The organism is Akkermansia sp. JRP_AM1 (assembly GCF_049262625.1).
Taxonomy (GTDB): domain Bacteria; phylum Verrucomicrobiota; class Verrucomicrobiia; order Verrucomicrobiales; family Akkermansiaceae; genus Akkermansia; species Akkermansia massiliensis.
Genome location: NZ_CP118234.1, coordinates 1,202,690 through 1,221,243 on the forward strand (window position 1 = coordinate 1,202,690; position 18,554 = coordinate 1,221,243).

Annotated in this window: 14 protein-coding genes; 4 read left to right on the forward strand and 10 right to left on the reverse strand. The window is 53.2% G+C overall.

The annotated features are described in order from the left end of the window. Positions 1-259 precede the first annotated feature (259 nt). From PVA48_RS05655 to PVA48_RS05680, 6 genes are all read right to left on the reverse strand, one after another. Positions 260-625 carry a hypothetical protein gene (locus PVA48_RS05655; RefSeq protein ID WP_215458542.1) on the reverse strand — a complete coding sequence of 122 codons (366 nt, stop codon included), beginning with the start codon at positions 623-625 and terminating at the stop codon, positions 260-262. A 23-nt stretch (positions 626-648) separates the two neighbouring features. After that, positions 649-1,287, reverse strand: coding sequence for an RHS repeat domain-containing protein (locus tag PVA48_RS05660; RefSeq protein ID WP_249853104.1), 639 nt, complete (start codon positions 1,285-1,287; stop codon positions 649-651). Positions 1,288-1,444: 157 nt separating this feature from the next. Then, positions 1,445-2,251 carry a hypothetical protein gene (locus PVA48_RS05665; protein ID WP_423232372.1) on the reverse strand — a complete coding sequence of 269 codons (807 nt, stop codon included), beginning with the start codon at positions 2,249-2,251 and terminating at the stop codon, positions 1,445-1,447. Then, positions 2,248-3,408: an RHS repeat domain-containing protein gene (locus tag PVA48_RS05670; protein WP_423232373.1), complete on the reverse strand. Its 1,161-nt coding sequence runs from the start codon at positions 3,406-3,408 to the stop codon at positions 2,248-2,250. Before PVA48_RS05670 ends, PVA48_RS05665 begins: the two co-directional genes overlap by 4 nt. Continuing rightward, entirely contained in the window at positions 3,342-5,177 is a 1,836-nt protein-coding gene (locus PVA48_RS05675) for a hypothetical protein (protein ID WP_423232374.1), read from the reverse strand. Before PVA48_RS05675 ends, PVA48_RS05670 begins: the two co-directional genes overlap by 67 nt. Next, the gene (locus PVA48_RS05680) at positions 5,102-7,990 is read right to left on the reverse strand and encodes a hypothetical protein (RefSeq protein ID WP_423231681.1); all 2,889 of its coding nucleotides are present in this window, start codon (positions 7,988-7,990) and stop codon (positions 5,102-5,104) included. The genes PVA48_RS05675 and PVA48_RS05680 overlap by 76 nt, the downstream gene beginning before the upstream one ends. A gap of 445 nt (positions 7,991-8,435) precedes the next feature. On the opposite strand from PVA48_RS05680, the gene PVA48_RS05685 reads away from it, so the two are divergent. Together PVA48_RS05685 and PVA48_RS05690 are read left to right on the forward strand one after the other, a co-directional pair. Beyond that, positions 8,436-9,494, forward strand: coding sequence for a hypothetical protein (locus PVA48_RS05685; RefSeq protein ID WP_423232375.1), 1,059 nt, complete (start codon positions 8,436-8,438; stop codon positions 9,492-9,494). A gap of 102 nt (positions 9,495-9,596) precedes the next feature. Beyond that, positions 9,597-10,037, forward strand: a complete 441-nt coding sequence (locus PVA48_RS05690) for a hypothetical protein (RefSeq protein ID WP_022396128.1) — start codon at positions 9,597-9,599, stop codon at positions 10,035-10,037. A 305-nt stretch (positions 10,038-10,342) separates the two neighbouring features. Here the strand turns inward: PVA48_RS05690 and dnaN are convergent, their stop codons facing one another. Further along, positions 10,343-11,443, reverse strand: a complete 1,101-nt coding sequence (gene dnaN / locus PVA48_RS05695; protein ID WP_022396127.1) for a DNA polymerase III subunit beta — start codon at positions 11,441-11,443, stop codon at positions 10,343-10,345. A 480-nt stretch (positions 11,444-11,923) separates the two neighbouring features. Between dnaN and PVA48_RS05700 the strand changes: the two genes are divergently transcribed. Continuing rightward, positions 11,924-12,637, forward strand: coding sequence for a LamG-like jellyroll fold domain-containing protein (locus PVA48_RS05700; protein WP_102727872.1), 714 nt, complete (start codon positions 11,924-11,926; stop codon positions 12,635-12,637). 91 nt (positions 12,638-12,728) lie between these two features. On the opposite strand, the gene PVA48_RS05705 is transcribed toward PVA48_RS05700, so the two are convergent. Further along, entirely contained in the window at positions 12,729-13,634 is a 906-nt protein-coding gene (locus PVA48_RS05705; protein WP_102749478.1) for a hypothetical protein, read from the reverse strand. A gap of 330 nt (positions 13,635-13,964) precedes the next feature. Here PVA48_RS05705 and ribD point away from each other — a divergent pair, with 330 nt between their 5' ends. Continuing rightward, positions 13,965-15,020: a bifunctional diaminohydroxyphosphoribosylaminopyrimidine deaminase/5-amino-6-(5-phosphoribosylamino)uracil reductase RibD gene (gene ribD / locus PVA48_RS05710; protein ID WP_102727874.1), complete on the forward strand. Its 1,056-nt coding sequence runs from the start codon at positions 13,965-13,967 to the stop codon at positions 15,018-15,020. Positions 15,021-15,382: 362 nt separating this feature from the next. Here ribD and mnmG read toward each other — a convergent pair whose 3' ends face one another. Together mnmG and holA are read right to left on the reverse strand one after the other, a co-directional pair. Beyond that, positions 15,383-17,269, reverse strand: coding sequence for a tRNA uridine-5-carboxymethylaminomethyl(34) synthesis enzyme MnmG (mnmG, locus tag PVA48_RS05715; RefSeq protein WP_102728232.1), 1,887 nt, complete (start codon positions 17,267-17,269; stop codon positions 15,383-15,385). Then, positions 17,269-18,375, reverse strand: coding sequence for a DNA polymerase III subunit delta (gene holA, locus PVA48_RS05720; protein ID WP_180973197.1), 1,107 nt, complete (start codon positions 18,373-18,375; stop codon positions 17,269-17,271). Before holA ends, mnmG begins: the two co-directional genes overlap by 1 nt. Between the last annotated feature and the right edge of the window lie 179 nt (positions 18,376-18,554).

Consider the following 18,554-nt stretch of genomic DNA (forward strand, 5'->3'; position numbering starts at 1 on the left):
CATAATAGATTTATACCATGATACATTGTTGACAAAACTCCAATTATTCCAGAGATCAGAAATAAATAAATTGTAAGTTTGATAATTGAAAAAGGGAAGTTATTAAATGAAAAATTAAGAGTATTTTTTTTGATCCAAACAAGGATTCTTAAAAATAGGATTACAAAAATACATCCACAAACTAATTCGAAATATTCATATCCAGTTAAAGGAGATTCAGGGTAAATCATAATAAAGATGACTAATTATATCGTGTTCATTATTTAGACCATATTTTTTTATTTTCATTAAAAGATTTGTTAGCGATTTCTTCAGTTTGATCTATAAAAAATGGAATTTTCAAAGTAGCGGCAATCTTAACATACCCCGTTGCATCTAAAGTTAAAGATATTGGTTTTGCATTCAAAGTTAACCCAGCACTTATCTTAAAATCAATAGAATAAGATGCTTGTATATAAGATGATAATGTAATATCCGCATCAATTCTATGAGACAATCCTAATAATTCTTCCCGATAGGATGTTGAAGTTTTACCATTACAATTGTCAATTTTAAGTATTTTTTCATTACTTAATCCAGCAACCATAGTTCGTAAAGAATATTCAATATCAGGCAGAATAGGCAACCATTTTTGTTTAATTTTAAGTCTTATGCTACACCTATACCAACATCTGTTCGTAATTTTGCTTCAATGCATACACAATTTTTCTTTTTTTCTATTGATATACTTCCCTCAATAATAAGAAGAATGGGTATGTAACCCGCAGGGATAGTCATTGTGTAGCCAAATTCGTTAGTTTCTTTTCCGAGATAATCAATAGAGAATACCACTTCATTATCAACAAACCCATACAAATTCCATCCCCCTTCTTCAGCGATAGGATCCCTGTTAATCCACCTGCCGTCTGCAGGATTATAATAACGATAGTTGTAATAGACCAGAGCCAATTTGCCATCGTTCATTTCGCTGGACCACTGTACGGGTTGGACGAGGTTGCCTGTGCTGCCAACTATCCCATAGGGCGAGTAGTCGTAAGCCGCCGCGATCGTTCCCTGCCCATCAAAAACTTCCGTCACATTCTTGTTGAAGTCCCATCCATAGCAGTAAAGAGAGGCACCCTGCACCAGGGCCAGGGGGCGCGCGGCCACCGGTTCCAGTGGATCCCACAACAGTGTCCGACGCACGTTCCGGTTGTCCAGCATGTCCAACGCCGCTAGTTGCAGGTAGCCGCGGTACAGGTAGCGTTCATGGCTGGCGACCGTTCCGTTGACGGTGACCTTCTTCATGTACCGGCGTCCCTAGTAGTCGTAGTCGCATTCCACCACCGTACTGCCGTCCCGGCTGGTGAAGCTCATCGCACGATTGCGGTAATTAGGATTCAAATTAAAAATTGAAAATCGTAGACTTTATTTTTTATAAAAATCTAAACATTCAAAAGGATTTTTATTTCTTTATTTCTATAGATGATAGGGGAATGCTATAAAATAGCTCCCATTGACTTTCTGTGTATTTTTCTTTTTTTAACATGTTCCATGTTTTAAATAAAAGTAAATTCAGTTTATTTGAATAATAATCATGCACATTAAAAAACATATCAGAAGGTTTCATTTTATTTAAAAATTCTACACATTTTTTTAAATTATAAACACCATTTTCATAAACGTATAATATTAGTTCAGGAGAATAAGAATCAATAGAGCATATCGGATAAGAAGATAAGTCTTCAAAACTACCTAAAGGAAAAATAGTATGAGATAAATTATCTGAAATATCGTTTATCTCAGAATCTGAATAAATTCTTATTTTTATACCGGTTTCTGGTCCGATTCGTCTGTTGATTGAGTTAATGACCTTGTCATCCCCTTCATCCTTCATTAGAAGATGGTTAATTAATATGGCTTCAATTTCGGCAGATTTAGGTATCTGATGAGTTTTAACGGCTATAAGATAATCGTATATTATATCGGTTAAAAAATTTACAGAAGACTTACTTATATCTTTTTGAGAGCAACCTGTAAGAAGCTTAAATAAAGAGGATGGCAATTCAGAAGTAGAATATGCTAATTTTGCTTCTATATACAATGCCAAAGTTTTCTCATAAAATTGCACCATCGGCAATCCTGATCTTATTTTATTTATTTTGGTTGCATGGCTTGGGATGCATGATGAAGATTCTGCCAAGACTATGTTATCAGGAACTGCAATCAAGTATATTCCTGATAAGTAAAATATAAATTTAAGATTATTCATTTTTTTTGCTTTTTACATGCTTTCTTCTTAAGGTTCGATGCAGTTCTTTTTAGCATGACTTTTAATTGATTAGTATAGGTGTTCATTCTTCTCATACTAGCTTCTTTTAGACTGAATATTAGATTAAAGCTATCTACGCCCGATACAGGATTCATAAAATATTTTATTTTACCTTTATTGTCAATTTCACAACAACAATATTCCAACTTAACACTTAGTTTTGTTTCTTCCAATATATATGCATTCGTTCGAGTATTTTGTACTATTCCAGAAAGACTTCGCATAAACCAATTATCATTGACAGCTTTTCTAGCTGCTTCAATAATTTGTCTGCCGTCTATTTCCTGCTCTAATATACTTTTTGCTGCATCTTGAAGCTTTTCTTTAAAAGTACCAATAATAACACTTTGGGGATCAGATACTGCGTATTCCTCTCCTCCAATGGTATTTGTTAATGTAAAGGATAATTTATCGTACCACCCCAAATGTTTTTTATCACATGTCCAGTCTTTTAATCCAAGATAATCACATTTATATACGCATATATTACCCATAAATTCATACAAATTCCATCCCCCTTCTTCAGTGATGGGATCACGATTGATCCACCTTCCATCGGCGGGATTGTAATAACGGTAGTTGTAATAGACCAGGGCCAATTCTACATCGTTCATCTCGCTGGACCACTGCACCGGCTGGACGAGGTCCCCCGTGGAAACAACCTGTCCGTATGGCGAGTAGTCATAAGTTGCCGCAATAGCTCCCTCTCCAGCGAACACCTCCGTGACGTTCTTGTTAAAGTCAACTCCATAGCAGTAAAGGGCATTTTCCTGCACCAGGGCCAGGGGACGCGTTGCCACCGGTTCCAGTGGATCCCACAGCAGTGTCCGAAGCACGTTCCGGTTGTCCAGCATGTCCAACGCCGCTAGTTGCAGGTAGCCACGGTACAGGTAGCGTTCATGGCTGACGACCGTTCCGTTGACGGTGACCTTCTTCATGTAGCGGCGTCCCTGGTAGTCGTAGCCGCATTCCACCACCGTACTGCCGCCCTGGCTGGTGAAGCTCACCGCGCGGTTGGCCGCGTTGTAGACTACTGTCCAAATGCCCGTCGAGGTTTTGATGAGGGTCTGGTTGCCCGAGGCGTCGTACGTCGGCACAAAAGGCGCCTCCGCTTTTTCTTCGATGCTTGTGTACTGGTTGAGGTTGTTGGCCGCGTAGGAAAGTTCCTCGGCCAGTTCCCGCGCCGTCTTGCGGTTGCCGATGTTGTCGTAGCTGTAACCGTAGGGGGCTGTTCCCAGAGTAGCCCCGGTGAGTTCGTTTCTGCCGTTGTAGCTGAAGCTGTCAGTACGAGTTGCTTCGGTTCCCCGCTGCTGGGTGCGGGTGACCGGGCGTCCCAATGCGTCGTAGCTCTGGCTGCGGGAGACCAGCGCGGTTCCCCCAGACGGCAGCTTATGGCCACTGCCAGGTCACGGTGTTCTTCATAGGCAAGTTCCCGGACGATGCCGTTGGGCATCGCGAGGCTGGAGGGCAGGCTGCTTCCCGCCAGGTAGCCGTAGGCGAAGGTTTGTTCTTCTCCTCCGTGCACGATTCCGGCGCCGGCAAGCCTCCCGTTGGCTTCATAGCCCTGGCTTGCTTCCTGGAGGACGTCGGTTCCCTGTTTCAGGGTATAGCCGGAGGACCGGCCGTAGGCATCGTAGTTTTCCTGGAGCTGGCAGGAGGCGCCTCCTATGGTGATGCTATCGGTGTCCGGTTCGTTGTAGGGAGTGTAAGTGATGGTGCGAGAGCCTGAGGCGTCCGTCACCTGGGTCAGCTGGTTGAGGCAGTTGTAGGCGTACTGGATGCCGGGCGTGGAGTCGCTGTAGGAGACGGAGGTGTTGACCCCTTTCTTCAGATTGTAGCCCCAGGTGGTGACCACCCCGCGCGCGTCTGTGAGCGTGGATTTGAGGTTCAGGGCATTGTAGGCGGTGTCCTCATGCGTTCCGTCCGCGTAGGTTTTACGCGCCAACAGCCCCGTGGCTTCATCATAGCTCCAGGTGGTGACGTCTCCGTCCGTGCGTCCCGTGGGGTCGGTGGTGATGTCGCCCGCGTCCTCCCGGAAGGTGGTAAGGCTGACCATTCTGTCGGCTTCGTCGTAGCCGAAGAGCAGGGGCTGGGCGCCCGTTCCCCATTGCGCCGTATTGCGGCCCCGGAGATCGTAGTTGTAGCATGTCGTTTTCCCGAGGGCGTTGGTGACGGCGGAAGGCTGGTCAAACCAGGGATCGTAGGCGGTAGAAGCCGTGTTGCCCGCCGCGTCGGTAACGGAAACAGTGCGCCCGGCGATGTCGGTACGTGTCGTAATGGTGTTGCCCCGTCCGTCCGTGTTAGTGTAGATGATGCCGGTTTCCGCATAGGCTCGGGTCTGCGTGGAAGTAATGCCCGCGTGGTCCGTCTGCGTGGTAGTAAAGTCGTCGATGACCGTCGCGGTGGCCGTGACATTGGAAGTGGGGATGCTGCTTTTTTGCGTCCGCAGGGCGCCTGTTCCGTATTCGCTCCACTGTGTGGATATATTTCCTCTGGGACCGATGAAGACGGTTTTGCTTTCCAGCGTGGACGAGAGGGAGGAAACCAGCGTCTTCTGCGTTTCGCCATAGGTAGTCCCTTGGCCGTTGTTCCTAGTCGCCGTGACGACGCGGTAGACGCCGTCCTGCGCCTGTTCCACGCCATAGCTCCACGTGGTGATGCGCGAGTTGGACACGGTGGCCGGATCGGCAAGCTTCCAGGTTTCCTTGACCTTATTGCCGAAGTCGTCGTATTCCCACAGGGTCGGCGCCATCGTCGTAGCTGCGGTTTCCGCATCTGTCTGTTCCTTGGTCAGCTGTCCCTTGGCGTTATAGGTGTTCCTCGTGTAAATGACTCCCCCGATGGTGTTGGGCCGGCCCGTGCGCAAATTTCCCCGGCACCGTTGGCGACGCTGCGCTGCAGTTCGGTTTCCGTTTCCCCGGAGACGGCTTTCGTGAAGGTCCGAACGCCGTCGGCAACCAAGTCGAGGGAATAGATGATATGCCGCTGTCCCGTGCCGGATTCTTCCAGGACCGTTCCGTCCGGCGCGTTGCGCGTGACGAACGTGGCTCCGGAGGGAGTGGTTTGCGTCGTCGTCAGACCGTCTTCGCTGTAGGCGTAGGTGGTGACTCGTCCCAGGACGTCCGTAGAGGAAGTTATCCTCCCCAGCAAGTCGTACTCCGAGCTTTCGCTGGTCGTCATGGCCCCCGTATCCCGGCGCGTAGAGAGGATGCGCCCCGCCGCATCCAGGGTGTAGGTGGTGATGGTTTCCGGCGTGATGACGGTTTCCCCGTCCATTACGGCGGAACGCGTGGTTTCCACCAGTTGGCGCGCCGTGTCGTAGGCATAGTCCATTCTTACACCATTTTCATCAATGTCCCACAACAGGCGCCCGTCGCACATCAGCTCGCGCTCCGTTATTCGGCCATTGCCCGCCGTCCGCTTCACCCACCTGTTCTGCGTGTCAAATTCATAGGAGGCGCTGTCCGTGAGCGCCCATTCCCCGCCGGTGAGCAGGGCGTAGCTTTCTTCCCTGACGCGCTGCCCTTCCGCCGTGATCCAGGTCGTGGTGCGCGTGCTCTGTCCCGGCACGGTTTCCCCGTTGACGCGCGTTTCCAACGTTTCCGTGTAGAGGGCGCCGTGCTCCGTCGTTGCCGCGTAGTCGTGCCAGGTTTGCACGCCGGTGAGGTCCCGGGTCATCCGGGTGCGTCCGCGGGCATAGACGTCGGGCGCGCCGGCCAGCCATTGTTCCGTGGCCGTCAGGCGCGTGCCCGTTACTCCCAGTCCGGTGACCCGCTTTTCCGTCCTTTTGACGTGATTGGCCGTCGTGTACTTGTAGGCAATGGTGGTCAGCGTCTTGACGTGTCCTTCCAGCGGAAGCAGGTCTACCGTTTCCGTGGCGGGTTCGTCGTTGAAGTCGGCTTCTCCCGAATAGGCATAGGTGTAGCGCGTGATGCGCCTGCCGCTTTCCGCCCACGGTTCGTCGCGGGAGAGCAGGCGTCCGTAGAGGTCATACGCGTAATGAATTTGGCTGCCGTCCGGGGCAGTTTCCGTCTTGAGCCGTCCGCACTGGTCGTAGGCGTATTGCGTGGTCTGGGCTTCCTGGCTTTGATAGCCTTCCACTTGAGTGAGCAGCAGATCGCCTACGTCCGTCGTTTGATATATGGAGCAGGTGCGCTCTGCCACGATACCTCCTTTGGAGATTTCCGTCACCAGCTGCCAGACCGAGTCTTCCGGTTCCAGCTCCGTGCGCGTGCGGATGGTCGTGACGGCGTCTTCCCCCGTGCCCTGCCGCATGTTCCACGCCAGGCCGTCGTTCCACCAGGTGACGGCGTAGGGCTGCCTAGCCGGCGCCTGTTCCGTGACGGTGAAGTGGCCGTCCGCGGAAAGGGAAAGGTTGAATGTTTTAAAGGGTGTCCCGGTGACCGTATAAAATCCCTGTTCGTCCGTTCCGGTGATTTGCCCAGGCGTGTAGAGCGCGATGATGTAGCCCGTGGAGGTGACGTTTTCCACGTTGAGCAGGCCGTCCCACAGGTTCCAGATTTGCCTCAGCGAGCCGTCTTCGGCATGCTTGACGTCCAGGTAGGATGACGCGTTGGAGATGACCTGCTTGTCGGTGGTGGTGTAGGAGAGGAGCATTCCTGTTTCCGCCGAGAAGAGGTATTGGCTGCCGTCTTCCACGATCCAGCGGAGGCAGGATTGTCCTTCCACCGTGTCCAGCGTTGCCCGTCCTCCGCCCGACGTGTCCACGCCAACGGGCAGCACGGACCCGTTCATATAGCAGCGCATGGCAATCACCCGGTCTCCCTGCACCAGATCAAAACGCACTCCGGGTACAATTCCCCCTTCGGGCACGTCCAGGCGGCTGTTCAACGGATGGTTGTAGGCCAGTGAGGAGGGGCTTTCCAGGCCGGAGACAGTTTCCTCAGCCCTCAGTTCCACAAGGCCCGCAGGAATCCCTCCCAGTCCCCGGAACATTCCGAAGTTGCAGGACCAGTACATCAGGGTGGCCGTGCTTTCCGCACTCACACTGCACCCTGCGGAGGAGTAGTTTCCCAGCGTGCTATTCCCCACCGCGGAGCCCGACCGGGCCAGCGACGGGGAAGGCGGCGTTCCGCCGCTGTTATCACACGTGTCTCCCTCGCACGGGCACTTCTCGGGCTCCTCCTTGCCTCCCGGCTCCGTCGGCACCACGTCGATGCTATAGTTGCAGATGGAGACGTTGTCTTTTTCAGGCTTGTAGTCGATGTTGGTCTGGTTGACTTCCCAAATGTAGGAGCCGGAGGGCAGCTGCGCCCCGCCGGTCCCCGTGTGGTATTTATGGCCGCCCTGCTTGCCTGCCGTCTGCGAGTCTTTCTTCAGGTCCACCTGCGCCACCACGCTGCCGCTGGAGTCCTTCACTTCCAGGCTGCCCCAGTCGTCCACCCCCAGGAAGAGCGAACAGGTGCCGTAGAGCTTTTTACCGTCCGCTCCTTCCGGAATGGTAAAGTAACCGTGAGCACTGTGTCCATCCGCCGACGTACTGGGCGGTCCCACGGTAATTTCATCGTGTTCGTGGATTTCCTCGAACGGTAGCGGATCGGGCTCCGGAGAGGCGCGCATGCCACGCGGCATGGGTTTGGCCGTAGAGCCAAAGTACCATTTGCGGTAAGCGGGGATGGAAGAAGGGGTGCCGGCAGAAGAAGTAGTTGGAGTATTCATAAGGCATTAAAGAACTGGGATTGATGATGAAATTAGAGGAGAGCAATCCTCCATGATCATTTTCCCAGTAGCATGATCCAGAGCCAGTGTCAATAAAGTTTATTTGCAAATTTTTGTTTGCCTATGAAACATAACGATTTTTTCCATCAAAAAATAATATAATAATTATTACGCTCAGTACCTTCCTTTTACAGACATCAATATTATCTATTTGTTAGAAAAAATCCACAATAGGATGTCATTCCTGCTTGGCGCCAGTCAAATTCCTGTAAAAAATGTCTCTCTCATGGAGAAAGAATGGTTGATGATTCAGTAGTTTGTCTTTTCGAATTTGCCGCAACTTCTGAAAACCCTTAAACAAAAAATACATCTTTTCCGAAGTTTTTCTATGAAAACGGGAGGAGAAAGATTGCCCTCCATCCGTAGAACCCTTACAATTTTTGCCATGCCTGTATCTCCGGCGCGCATTCTAGAAGATTTGTCCCCCTTCTACCGGCAGGAAAAATTTCCCGTGCTTCTGCACCAGTGTGAAACGTGGGCGGAAAGCCGTCCGTTGGAGGGATGCCGGGTGATTGACGCCTCCCCCGTATTCCGGAATACCTGCGCCAAATACGCCGCCCTGCTGGCGGCGGGAGCGGAGTTGACGGCAGCGGTCTCTCCGGTGATGCCCCACGATCCGGAAACGGTCGCGCTGCTGGGCAGGTATGGAATACCCGTGGTGGAGGCGGAACGGGCGGACGGACCCTATGATGTGGTGATGGACTGCGCCGGGGCGCTCAGCCATGTTCCCAGCCGCTGCGGGTATGTGGAACTGACCCGGTCCGGAGCGCAGCATTATACGCGCTGCACGCAGCCCGTGTGGATGGTGGACGCCGGAAAAATCAAGCAGATAGAAACCTGCCTGGGAACCGGGGAAAGCTTTTTCCGCGCGCTGGAAGCGCTGGGAATTGAGAGTGGCCCGGGACGGACCCTGGTAGTCATCGGGTACGGAAAAGTGGGCCGCGGAATCGTTCTGCACGCGCTCAGGCGGGGCTTGAACGTTATCGTGGCGGATGTGGAGGAAAAACCTCTCCCTCTGTCCTCCGCCTCATTCGTGCGCGCAACGGATGGAGAAGCTCTTACCAATGCAGTCAGTCATGCCTTTTGCGCCGTCACGGCCACAGGGCGGCGGCATGCCCTGTCAGGAGTGATTGACCCCGCTGTGACCCGCTCCTCCGGCGTTCTGCTGGCCAATATGGGCGTGGAGGACGAATGGGGGCCGGAGATCCCGAAGAACCGCCTGCTGAACGGAGGCCGCCCCCTTAATTTCATTCTGCCGGACCCTACGCAAATGTGCTACATAGACCCTCCCCTGGCGCTCCATAACCTGGGCGCCGTGGAGCTTGCCGCAGGCCGCGCCATGCCGGGCATTTTTCCGCCGCCTCCGGAAATGGAGGAAGCTTTCCTTTCCCTGATCCGCTCCCGCGGTTCCCTGCCGCCGGACATGCTGGACTGGATTTCCTGACTTATCATCTTGTCTTTGCAGGAATGAAGGAGTATCGTACAGAGTACGGCTGGGGGCTTCGCGTTCCCTGGCCGGCCTGACGTTTCATTGACTTCGCAATTCATGAACACTTATTATTCCTACCGCAGCTACCGGCTGGGAGGGAGACTCCTCGGCACCCTGGGGTGCGGCCTGGCCTGGGCATTCTTCGGGTCCGGATGGTGGAGCTTTCTCCTCGGCGCTCTTCTCTTGTTCCTGTGGCTTCCCGTCATTCTGGGGAGACCTTATTTTCTCACAATCACTTCCTCCTCCATCTCCTGGGGCAACAGCATTTCACGCAAGGAAATTCCATGGGAACTGATTGAGCGCATAGGATGTACGCCCGATCATGAATCTGAACCCGGACTGATGATTGAACTGAAAGACGGCCGTATTCTGGATGTGGAATCCTCCTGCTTCGGTTCCCTGCCTCCCGTACGGGAAGCCATTCTGCAAGCCTCCGGTTCCTATCCTTTCCATCTTGCTCCGGATTTGTTCGCCGATCCGGGGTTGTTGAGCGAATGACGCGGCGGAGCCTCCTTAGACCCGCTGCGGCACTCCGTGCCTTCCCTTGCGCCTGAACCGCACGTTCCCGGCGCCGGAAGGTGTTTATACGCGTTTTTTCCGGTGCCATGCCGGCACGCCTGTTTTTTTATCCCTCCCCCGGAAATCACCGTCCGGTTTATTGCCGACGGTGGAAAATGAAAAATGTTCCACGTAGAACATTCATGTGAATAACCCAGTCATCACTTTCATTTTCAATCAATAAAAAACAGGCGCCGTGACAGCACGGCGCCTGTTCTCGTATGAATGATTTTGTACCATCAAAATCAGTTGGGAGATCTCATTGGCATGAGCACGTACAGGAACTCATCACCTATCTTCAATACGCCCGGGCTCATTTCATCAATGAGGTTTAACGTAATGATCGTATCCCCGGCCATCGTCTTCAGGGGAGCCATGAAGAAATCCGGGTTGAAGGAGATGGAAAGCGGCCTTCCGGCATAAGTGATCGTCATGGATTCATGAGCTTCACCCACGCCTTCCGCGCTGGAAGCCACTTCGAGTTCGTTTTCACGGAAGTTCAGCTTGATGTTCGTGCTTTTGTCCACGGAAAGGAGGGACACGCGGCGCACCGTTTCCAGCAGTTCCCCGCAGGGCAGTTCAATGCTTTCCTTGCAGTCCGTCGGGATTACCTGGCGGTAGTTCGGGTAATTGCCGTCAATCAGCTTGCTGATCAGCAGCGTGTCATTGATTTCAAAAGCGGCCTGGTTGCGGGTGAACCGTACGGTGACGGTCCCCACTTCATCCAGAAGGCGGCGGAGTTCACCAACGGCCTTGGTGGGCAGAATGGCGTCCAGTTGCTGTTCTTCCGGGAATTCCAGGGCGGTTTCCGCCAGGGCCAGGCGGCGGCCGTCCGTAGCCACCAGAGTCATCTTGCCGTTGCGGAAGGAAAGGGAAATGCCGTTCAGCACGTAGCGGGTCGTATCCGTAGAGATGGCGTATTCCGTGCGGCGGATGCAGTCGCGCAGCAAATTCTGGTCCACCTGGTACACGGTCGCCTGTTCAAAGGACGGCAGTTCGGGGAATTCGTCCGCCGGAAGGCCATTCAGCTTGAACTGGGAGCGGCCGCATTCCACAGTCGCCTGGTTGCGCTGGTTGACGTCCACCTGGACTTCGGCTTCAGGAAGCTCGCTGATGATGCTCACCAGCTTTTTGGCGGGAAGAGTCACGGTGCCCTCGCGCAGCACGTTCGCGGGAACTACGCCGGTGATGCATACGTCAAGATCCGTAGCCGTAAAACGTACCTGGCCGTTTTCAGCTTCAATCTTGACGTTGGAAAGAATGGGCAGCGTCGTCTTGGAAGACACCACGCTGGCAACCTGTCTCAGACCGTCGAGAAATACTTGCTTGGAAATGGTAAACTTCATGTGTCTGTGCTTTTATCTGCCTCGCATCCTCTCACAAGTGCCTCCTGTGATTCAAGCCATTTCTCCGTCAAACCCTAATATTTGGCAGTATTTTTTTAAAAGCATACCATATGTAGTAATATGCTATTTCTCCGGGCATATCTTGCATGAAACGGTTTTTCAAATTATTTAAGTATTCTTAAAAGTCCGTTCTCCGGCGAACAATTCCCGGTTGACGCGCACGCGGATTTCGAATCCGGATGCCGTTCTTTTTCCTCTGGAAAGCGGCAAATTCATTGAACATATACACGATCCGGAAGAAGCGCTGTTTATGTTTCCTTTCATGCTTTTATTTTTCCGTGATCTTTCTTTTTGTTAACCGGCTTGTTCTTAAAAAAATAATTTGACCCCGGATTCGAAATCCGCTACTTTTCAGCCAAGCTTCGGCGATTTTAAACAACAAAGACTTTCAGAATTTCTGTGAAACGTTCATTCATTATTTTGTCTTTACTGGTTGCGGGAGGCATGGCCCATGCGGCTTCTCCCATTTATTCCTGGGAGTGGACCACTGAAGGAACGCAAATAACTGCTCCCGGCTGGAACGGTTCATTCAATTATACAACCGGCAACGATTATGCCACTTTCGGCAGCGGCTCCGGCGGAGGCACGCCCTACAACTCTGGCATAGCGGGAATTTCAGGCAGTTTCACCGTCAGCTTCGACCTGAAAAACCTGAGTTCCACCAACAACGCCTGGAAAGACGTTTTCAGCTTGTATTCCAATGGAACGGTTTCCGGAGAATCCAACAGCATGGTACTGGAATTCAATGCTTCCGGGGAACTTTATTTTTACAACAAGGGATTTGGAGGCCAATCCGGCGGAAACATCAATACAGGCCTGACCTGGACGGACCTCCAGCAGGACAACTGGAACAATCTGAGCATCGTTTCCGATCTTTCCTCCCAGACTCTCTCCGTGTACGTCAACGGCACCCTGGCAGGTACAATCACCGGCTGGAATCCGTCCTCCCCTGCCCTGACAGGCTCCCAATTTGGAGCTTCCTTTGGAAACACCCGTCCCATGAACGGAACCATAGATGTCAACAACATCAAATTTTACGACGGCGTTGTGCTTCCTGTTCCGGAAGCGGCCACTGCTTCCCTGGGGCTGCTGGGCCTGGCCGCCCTGCTGATGCGCCGCCGCCGGAGCTGCTAAGCATTTGCCGTTATCCAGCAAGAGGCCGCATGCCGGGAAGGGTTCCCCCGCATGCGGCCTTTTCCGTATTCCGGCACTTCCGTCCCGGAATTCATGTTCCCGTGAATGTTTCCCCCGGCATGGTCCAGGCGCCGGGCGGAACCACCCTGCCCGGCAAAACAACGGTATTGGCGCCCAGGCGCACATGATCCCCAATGACGGCTCCCAGCTTGTTCCTTCCGGTAATTTCCAGCCTCCCGGCCGCCATCATCCTGTGCTCCCCGCCGTCATGGCGGAAATTGGAACACACCGTTCCAGCCCCGAAATTGACGTCGCTGCCAATGATGGAATCACCCGCATAGCTCAGATGGGGAATAAACGTCCCGTCTCCGATGATGCAGTTCTTCAGTTCCACCCCCTGCCCCGCTACACAGCCGTTTCCCATGGACACATATCCTCTCAAATGGCAGTTGGGCCCAAGACGGCAGCCGTCCCCCACCCATGCGGAGCCCTCAACCACCACGCCAGGCATCACCACGGTGCCCTTTCCCACACGGAGACTGCCCAGGACGTAAACGCCCGGCCGCCCGGAAAAATCGTCTCCCTCCATTCCCTCCATCACTCTCTCCTGCCAGTCCAGCAGGTCCCAGGGATAGACGAGGCGCTCCACAGCCGCCTCCTGCCCGGAAAAAACACGTGACAGTCCGTTCCCCGGCCCTTTCCGGGCCAGCAGCCGCCCTTCTTCATTCCGTACTTCCCCTGTCCCGCAGGAAGCAAGCCATGCGGCAGCTTCCGGGGAAAAATCATGCATGGACACCTCTACCACTTCCGCCGCACTTTCCGTAACGGCGGCTTCCGGATTAAAAACCGCCTCAAAGCCCGCTTCCCGGAGCCGGGAGGCACAATAGGCGGCTACGCTCACCCCGGCCACGGAAAAGCCGCGGAAGAGCCTCTCAGGGCTCGTTGCGGGAAAGGTATGGTCCCTTTCCGGAATGTAAATCAATCTGGCAACCCTCATGGAGGAATGGTATGCTTTCTTACGGCGCTTCCGCAAGACGGAACGTGCGGCTCCGTTTCACGGTTCCACTTGCCAATAACCCTGTGAAAGGATAAGTCAATTAACTGTGAGTATGGTGTGAATAAGTTATTCAGATGTTATCCACATTTTTATGAACCGAATTTATTCACACTGTCGGATGGTTTCAATCCATTCATTCCCAGGCGGTAAAAACGTTGTTCACACTGGGCACAGGGTAGAAGAAGAAGGAATTTAATATTGTTAAATCTAATATTCTTCAATCACACAACGTGATTGTCCTTTCTCGCGCATTCGTGCTACAAGGTCGGCATGAACACGGAGGACCAAGATACGCGCTGGATGAACATGGCCGTAAAACTGGCCGAAAAAGGGGTCGGGCTGACAAGTCCTAATCCCTGCGTGGGAGCGGTCATCGTGCATGAAAACCAGGTGATCGGCTCCGGTTTTCATGAAAAAGCCGGCCTGCCCCATGCGGAAAGGAAGGCTATTGCCGATGGAACGGCCAGAGGCAACGCGGCCCTGTTTGCGGATTCCACTCTGTACGTTACTCTGGAGCCGTGCAGCACCACCGGAAAAACGCCACCCTGTACGGAAGCCATTCTGGAACACCATTTCAAACGGGTGGTTTATGGCTCTCAAGACCCCAATCCCAGACACCGCGGCGCCGCGGCTGATATTCTTGGGAGAGCAGGCATCCAAGTCACCCGCGGAATTCTGGAAAAGGAATGCGATCATTTAATCCGGGGATTCAGGCTGAACATGCTGGAGGGGCGCCCATGGGTGATCGCAAAGAGCGCCATGTCCCTGGACGGCCGCATTTCACGCAGTCCGGAACGGTCCCAGTGGCTGACGAATGAAAAATCCAGGTCTTTCGTACATACCCTGCGGGCTGAGTGCGATGCGATTCTTACCGGAGGAAATACCATGCGCCTGGACAATCCGTCCCTGACCATCAGAAAACCGGACCGTCCCGTTTCTTCCCTTAAGGAACAGCCCTGGCGCATTATCCTGACTCACAACGCCGCATCCATTCCTGCGGATTCCGTTTGCCTGACGGATGAATTCCGTGACCGGACCCTGATTGTAGAGAACGTTTCAAGTTATTTGGAATTATTAAAAAATCTGTATAATGAAAGAAAAACAGGGACTGTCCTGCTGGAAGCGGGAGGCTGCCTGGTCCGGGAATTCCTGAAAGCCGGCCTGGTGGATGAATGGGTGGGATTTTACGCGCCCATCATAACGGGCGGCGGCGCAGACGGCGTAACGGGCGGTTCATTCCTGGAACGTGAAGCCTTTCTTGAGCAGCCGGTTGTGAGCATCTTTGGAAGCGATGTGTGCATCCGGGGCGACGTAAGCTACCGGTAACGGGCACAGTCAATTATTCATTCGCCTTCCGGATTGTTTTTAAACCGGGAAAGCATCTTTAATTACCGGTGAGCCTGCCATTCGGCGGTTTTTCTCATCATTGTGCATCCTCTCTGTTCGTGTCCCTTTTTTAAGACAAGCCGGATGGCATGAACCGAGCCGGAAGCGTATCGGTCATACAGGGGAAAATATTCAGGAAAAAGTCCCCCCTCCCCTCGTTTATAAACCGGAGCCTGCAGGGAGTGGAAAACGGGTCATAGGGAGAGCATGAGGCTTTTACCTTGCATGCATGCAAGTTTTCAGCATTCAGGAGTTGGGCCGTATTCAAATTTAAAGCCCCGGCATGAAAACGGCGCAGGCTTTCATGCCTGCTGCCTGCCGCGCTTTTGCAAATGAACAAGCAGCAGGGCAATGTCCGCCGGAGTAATGCCCGGAATGCGGGAAGCCTGCCCGATAGTGGCAGGACGTATGCTGCCCAGCTTGATGACCGCTTCTTTTTTCAGGGCGTGAACGCGTTCGTAATCAATGTCGGCAGGAATGATTTTACTTTCCATCCGGGTGATTTTTTCCGCCTGTTTTTTCTGTCTTTCAATGTGGCCTTCATACTGGATATCCGTGGCAATGGCATCCAAATGTTCCACGTGGAACATTTTTTTCAGTTCTTCAGGCAGCAGGGTCCAGTCATTGCCTGGCCTCTTGAGCCAGGTGGAAAGGGAAACGCCTTCATGTTTAAGCAGAGCTGCTTTTGCTATTCCTTCCTCAATGGCGTTTTGCCTGTCTTCCGTTTTCCTGAACGTTTCGCGGGTGATGAGGCCCGTTTCAAAAGCCAGGGGGGCCAGGCGCAGGTCCGCGTTGTCCTGGCGCAGCAGCAGCCGGAATTCCGCCCGGCTGGTGAACATGCGGTACGGTTCGTCCGTTCCCTTGGTGACAAGGTCGTCTATCATGACGCCGATGTAGGCCTGGTCGCGGCGCAGCACCAGGGAGGGCTTGCCCAGAGTTTTCAGAGCGGCGTTTGTTCCCGCCATCAGACCTTGCGCGGCGGCTTCTTCATAGCCGGAGGTACCGTTGATTTGTCCTGCAAAGTACAGGTTTTCCACCAGCTTGGTTTCCAGAGTAGGGTGCAGCTGCGTGGGAGGGCAGAAATCATATTCCACCGCATACCCCGGACGAATCAGTTGGGCGTTTTCCAGGCCGGGAATGGTGTGGATGAAATCGCATTGCGCGGAGTAGGGCAGGGAGGTGGAAACGCCATTGAGGTAGAATTCCTCCGTACTGCGGCCTTCCGGCTCCAGGAAGACCTGGTGGCTGGTTTTTTCCGCAAAGCGCACGATTTTGTCTTCAATGGAAGGACAGTACCGGGGGCCTATGCCCTCAATGATGCCGCTATAGAGAGGGCTGAATTTTAAATTGTCCCGGATAATGTCGTGGGTGGTCTGATTGGTGTAGGTAATCCAGCACGGCATTTGCTTCATGCGGAAGTCTTCGTCTCCCCATGTGTTCAGGGTGCAGAAAGGTTCGGAAGCGCGTTTCAGTACGTCGCGGGAACGGTAACTGAACAGAGCCTCCGGCGCGTCTCCGGGCTGCATTTCACAAACGGAAAAGTCAATGGATCTTCCATTGACGCGCGGGGAGGTGCCCGTTTTAAGCCGTTCCACTTGAAAGCCAAGCGCGGCGAGGTCGGTGGAAAGGCTGGAAGGAGCGCAGCCCATGCGGCCGCCCGTTATGTGCTGAAGACCCACGTGCAGCAGCCCCTGCATGAATGTACCGGAGCAGATGACCACGCTGCGCGCGCAGATGGTGTAGTCCAGGGAAGTGACGGCTCCCGTCACCTGCTGCTCCCCGTTGACGAGCAGTTTGACCACGTCACCCTGGAACAGGCGTATGCCCGGGGCGGTTTCCAGAACCATTTTCATTCGTGCTCGGTAGGCCGTTTTGTCGCATTGGGCGCGGGGTGCGCGCACGCTGGGCCCCTTGGAGGCGTTCAGCATCCGGAACTGGATGGCGGTGGCATCCGTATTCAGTCCCATGGCCCCTCCCAGGGCGTCTATTTCCCGGACAATGTGGCCTTTGGCAAGCCCCCCGATGGCCGGGTTGCAGGACATTTGCCCGATGGTATCCAGGTTGTGGGTCAGAACGGCGACGGAGCACCCCAGGCGGGAGGCGGCCAACGCCGCTTCAATGCCTGCGTGCCCGGCGCCGACGACGAGGACGTCGAACAGGGAGGAGGCGGGGGAAGGAGAGGAATTCATCAGGATGCGGAGCAAATGGCAAGACGGTGCAGAATCAGCCGCGGATCAAGCGAAGAAGATACCAGGGCCTTGTCCGCCTTCATGCATTCCTTTAAAGTCTGCTTCAACCGTTCCGTCTTGAATTTGGAAGCGTTCTGCGCCGCCAGGAAAAGCGGGTACGCATTGGGAGTGCCGTCTTTTTTCAGGGGAATCAGCGCCGCGGCATAGGAGGGCAGGGAGGAGATGCGGGCCGTAAATTCCTTGAAGTTGGTGGGCTTCAGATTGAACGCGTCACATAAAAGCCTGGCGGCCAGCAGATTTCTCAGCGTGGGGATAAACGCTGCGCGCATGATCGTGACGGCGTTTTCACCGCGTTCCAGTTGAAAGTCAATCAGGGAGATGGCCGCGTCGCTCTTCTTGTTTTCCAGAGCACGTGAAATTTCAAAAATAACGCCTGTGCGCGTCAGCGGAACCATGCGCTCCACATCCTCCGGCATCACGGTGCGCCTGTCCGCGCCCAGATAAAGGTCCAGTTTTTCAATTTCGGAAATAATCTGGCGGGAGGATTCGCTGACGCGGTGAATGAATAACTCCAGAGCGGCGGAATCGAAGTTCATGCCCCGCGCGCCTGCCTCCTTGTTGATAAGGGGCATCAGGCTGCCTTCCCAGCCGGCCTTGGTGATGTCCGGCTTGTTCAGTTCCTCCGCGGCGGCGGATTGGAGCAGGAATTTGTTAAAGGAACGGCGCTTGTCAAATTCGGAGGCGGAGATGAGCAGCAGGACGTCCGGTCCCAGCCCCCCTTCCAGCAGATGCCTGAGAGAGTCCAGAGCCGCTTCCGTGGTGGAGGAACGCCCCGTGACGGAATCCCCCAGAAAATTGCAGTTCTTCATCCAGACCACCTTGCGGCCCGGAAAAAACGGCAGCGTGCGCAGGGCTTCCATGACCTGGCGCGTCACCTGGTCCGCTTCATCGGAATCGCCGCAGGCCGCTTCCAGGATTTCATGGGAAAATTCATTCGTGCCTTCCGTCAGGGCGGCAAAGATGCCGGAAGCCTTTTCACGCACCATTCCTTCGTCCGTACCGAAAACGAGGTGAATGGCTTGTTGTTGTAAAGTGCTGGTACCCATAAAACCGTACCCATACGGTATCATAAAATATGCCTCGTTAAAAGACGTATTTGTCATTTGAAAGTTTTTTCATTTGAAGAGAATAGGCTTAAATAGTATCAATAGAACCGGAATGTCAAAAAGCGGCTGGAGTCTTCCAGGTCCATTTTTCAGGCATCTCCTCGTGATCAAGCCGCAAA

Excerpts from the sequence above, each read along its gene's own strand:
- ribD (WP_102727874.1), top strand. The coding sequence starts at position 13,965 with ATGAACACGGAGGACCAAGATACGCGCTGGATGAACATGGCCGTAAAA.
- holA (WP_180973197.1), bottom strand. The coding sequence starts at position 18,375 with ATGGGTACCAGCACTTTACAACAACAAGCCATTCACCTCGTTTTCGGT.
- PVA48_RS05690 (WP_022396128.1), top strand. The coding sequence starts at position 9,597 with ATGAACACTTATTATTCCTACCGCAGCTACCGGCTGGGAGGGAGACTC.
- mnmG (WP_102728232.1), bottom strand. The coding sequence starts at position 17,269 with ATGAATTCCTCTCCTTCCCCCGCCTCCTCCCTGTTCGACGTCCTCGTC.
- PVA48_RS05680 (WP_423231681.1), bottom strand. The coding sequence starts at position 7,990 with ATGAATACTCCAACTACTTCTTCTGCCGGCACCCCTTCTTCCATCCCC.
- PVA48_RS05705 (WP_102749478.1), bottom strand. The coding sequence starts at position 13,634 with ATGAGGGTTGCCAGATTGATTTACATTCCGGAAAGGGACCATACCTTT.
- dnaN (WP_022396127.1), bottom strand. The coding sequence starts at position 11,443 with ATGAAGTTTACCATTTCCAAGCAAGTATTTCTCGACGGTCTGAGACAG.
- PVA48_RS05660 (WP_249853104.1), bottom strand. The coding sequence starts at position 1,287 with ATGAAGAAGGTCACCGTCAACGGAACGGTCGCCAGCCATGAACGCTAC.
- PVA48_RS05685 (WP_423232375.1), top strand. The coding sequence starts at position 8,436 with ATGCCTGTATCTCCGGCGCGCATTCTAGAAGATTTGTCCCCCTTCTAC.
- PVA48_RS05665 (WP_423232372.1), bottom strand. The coding sequence starts at position 2,251 with ATGAATAATCTTAAATTTATATTTTACTTATCAGGAATATACTTGATT.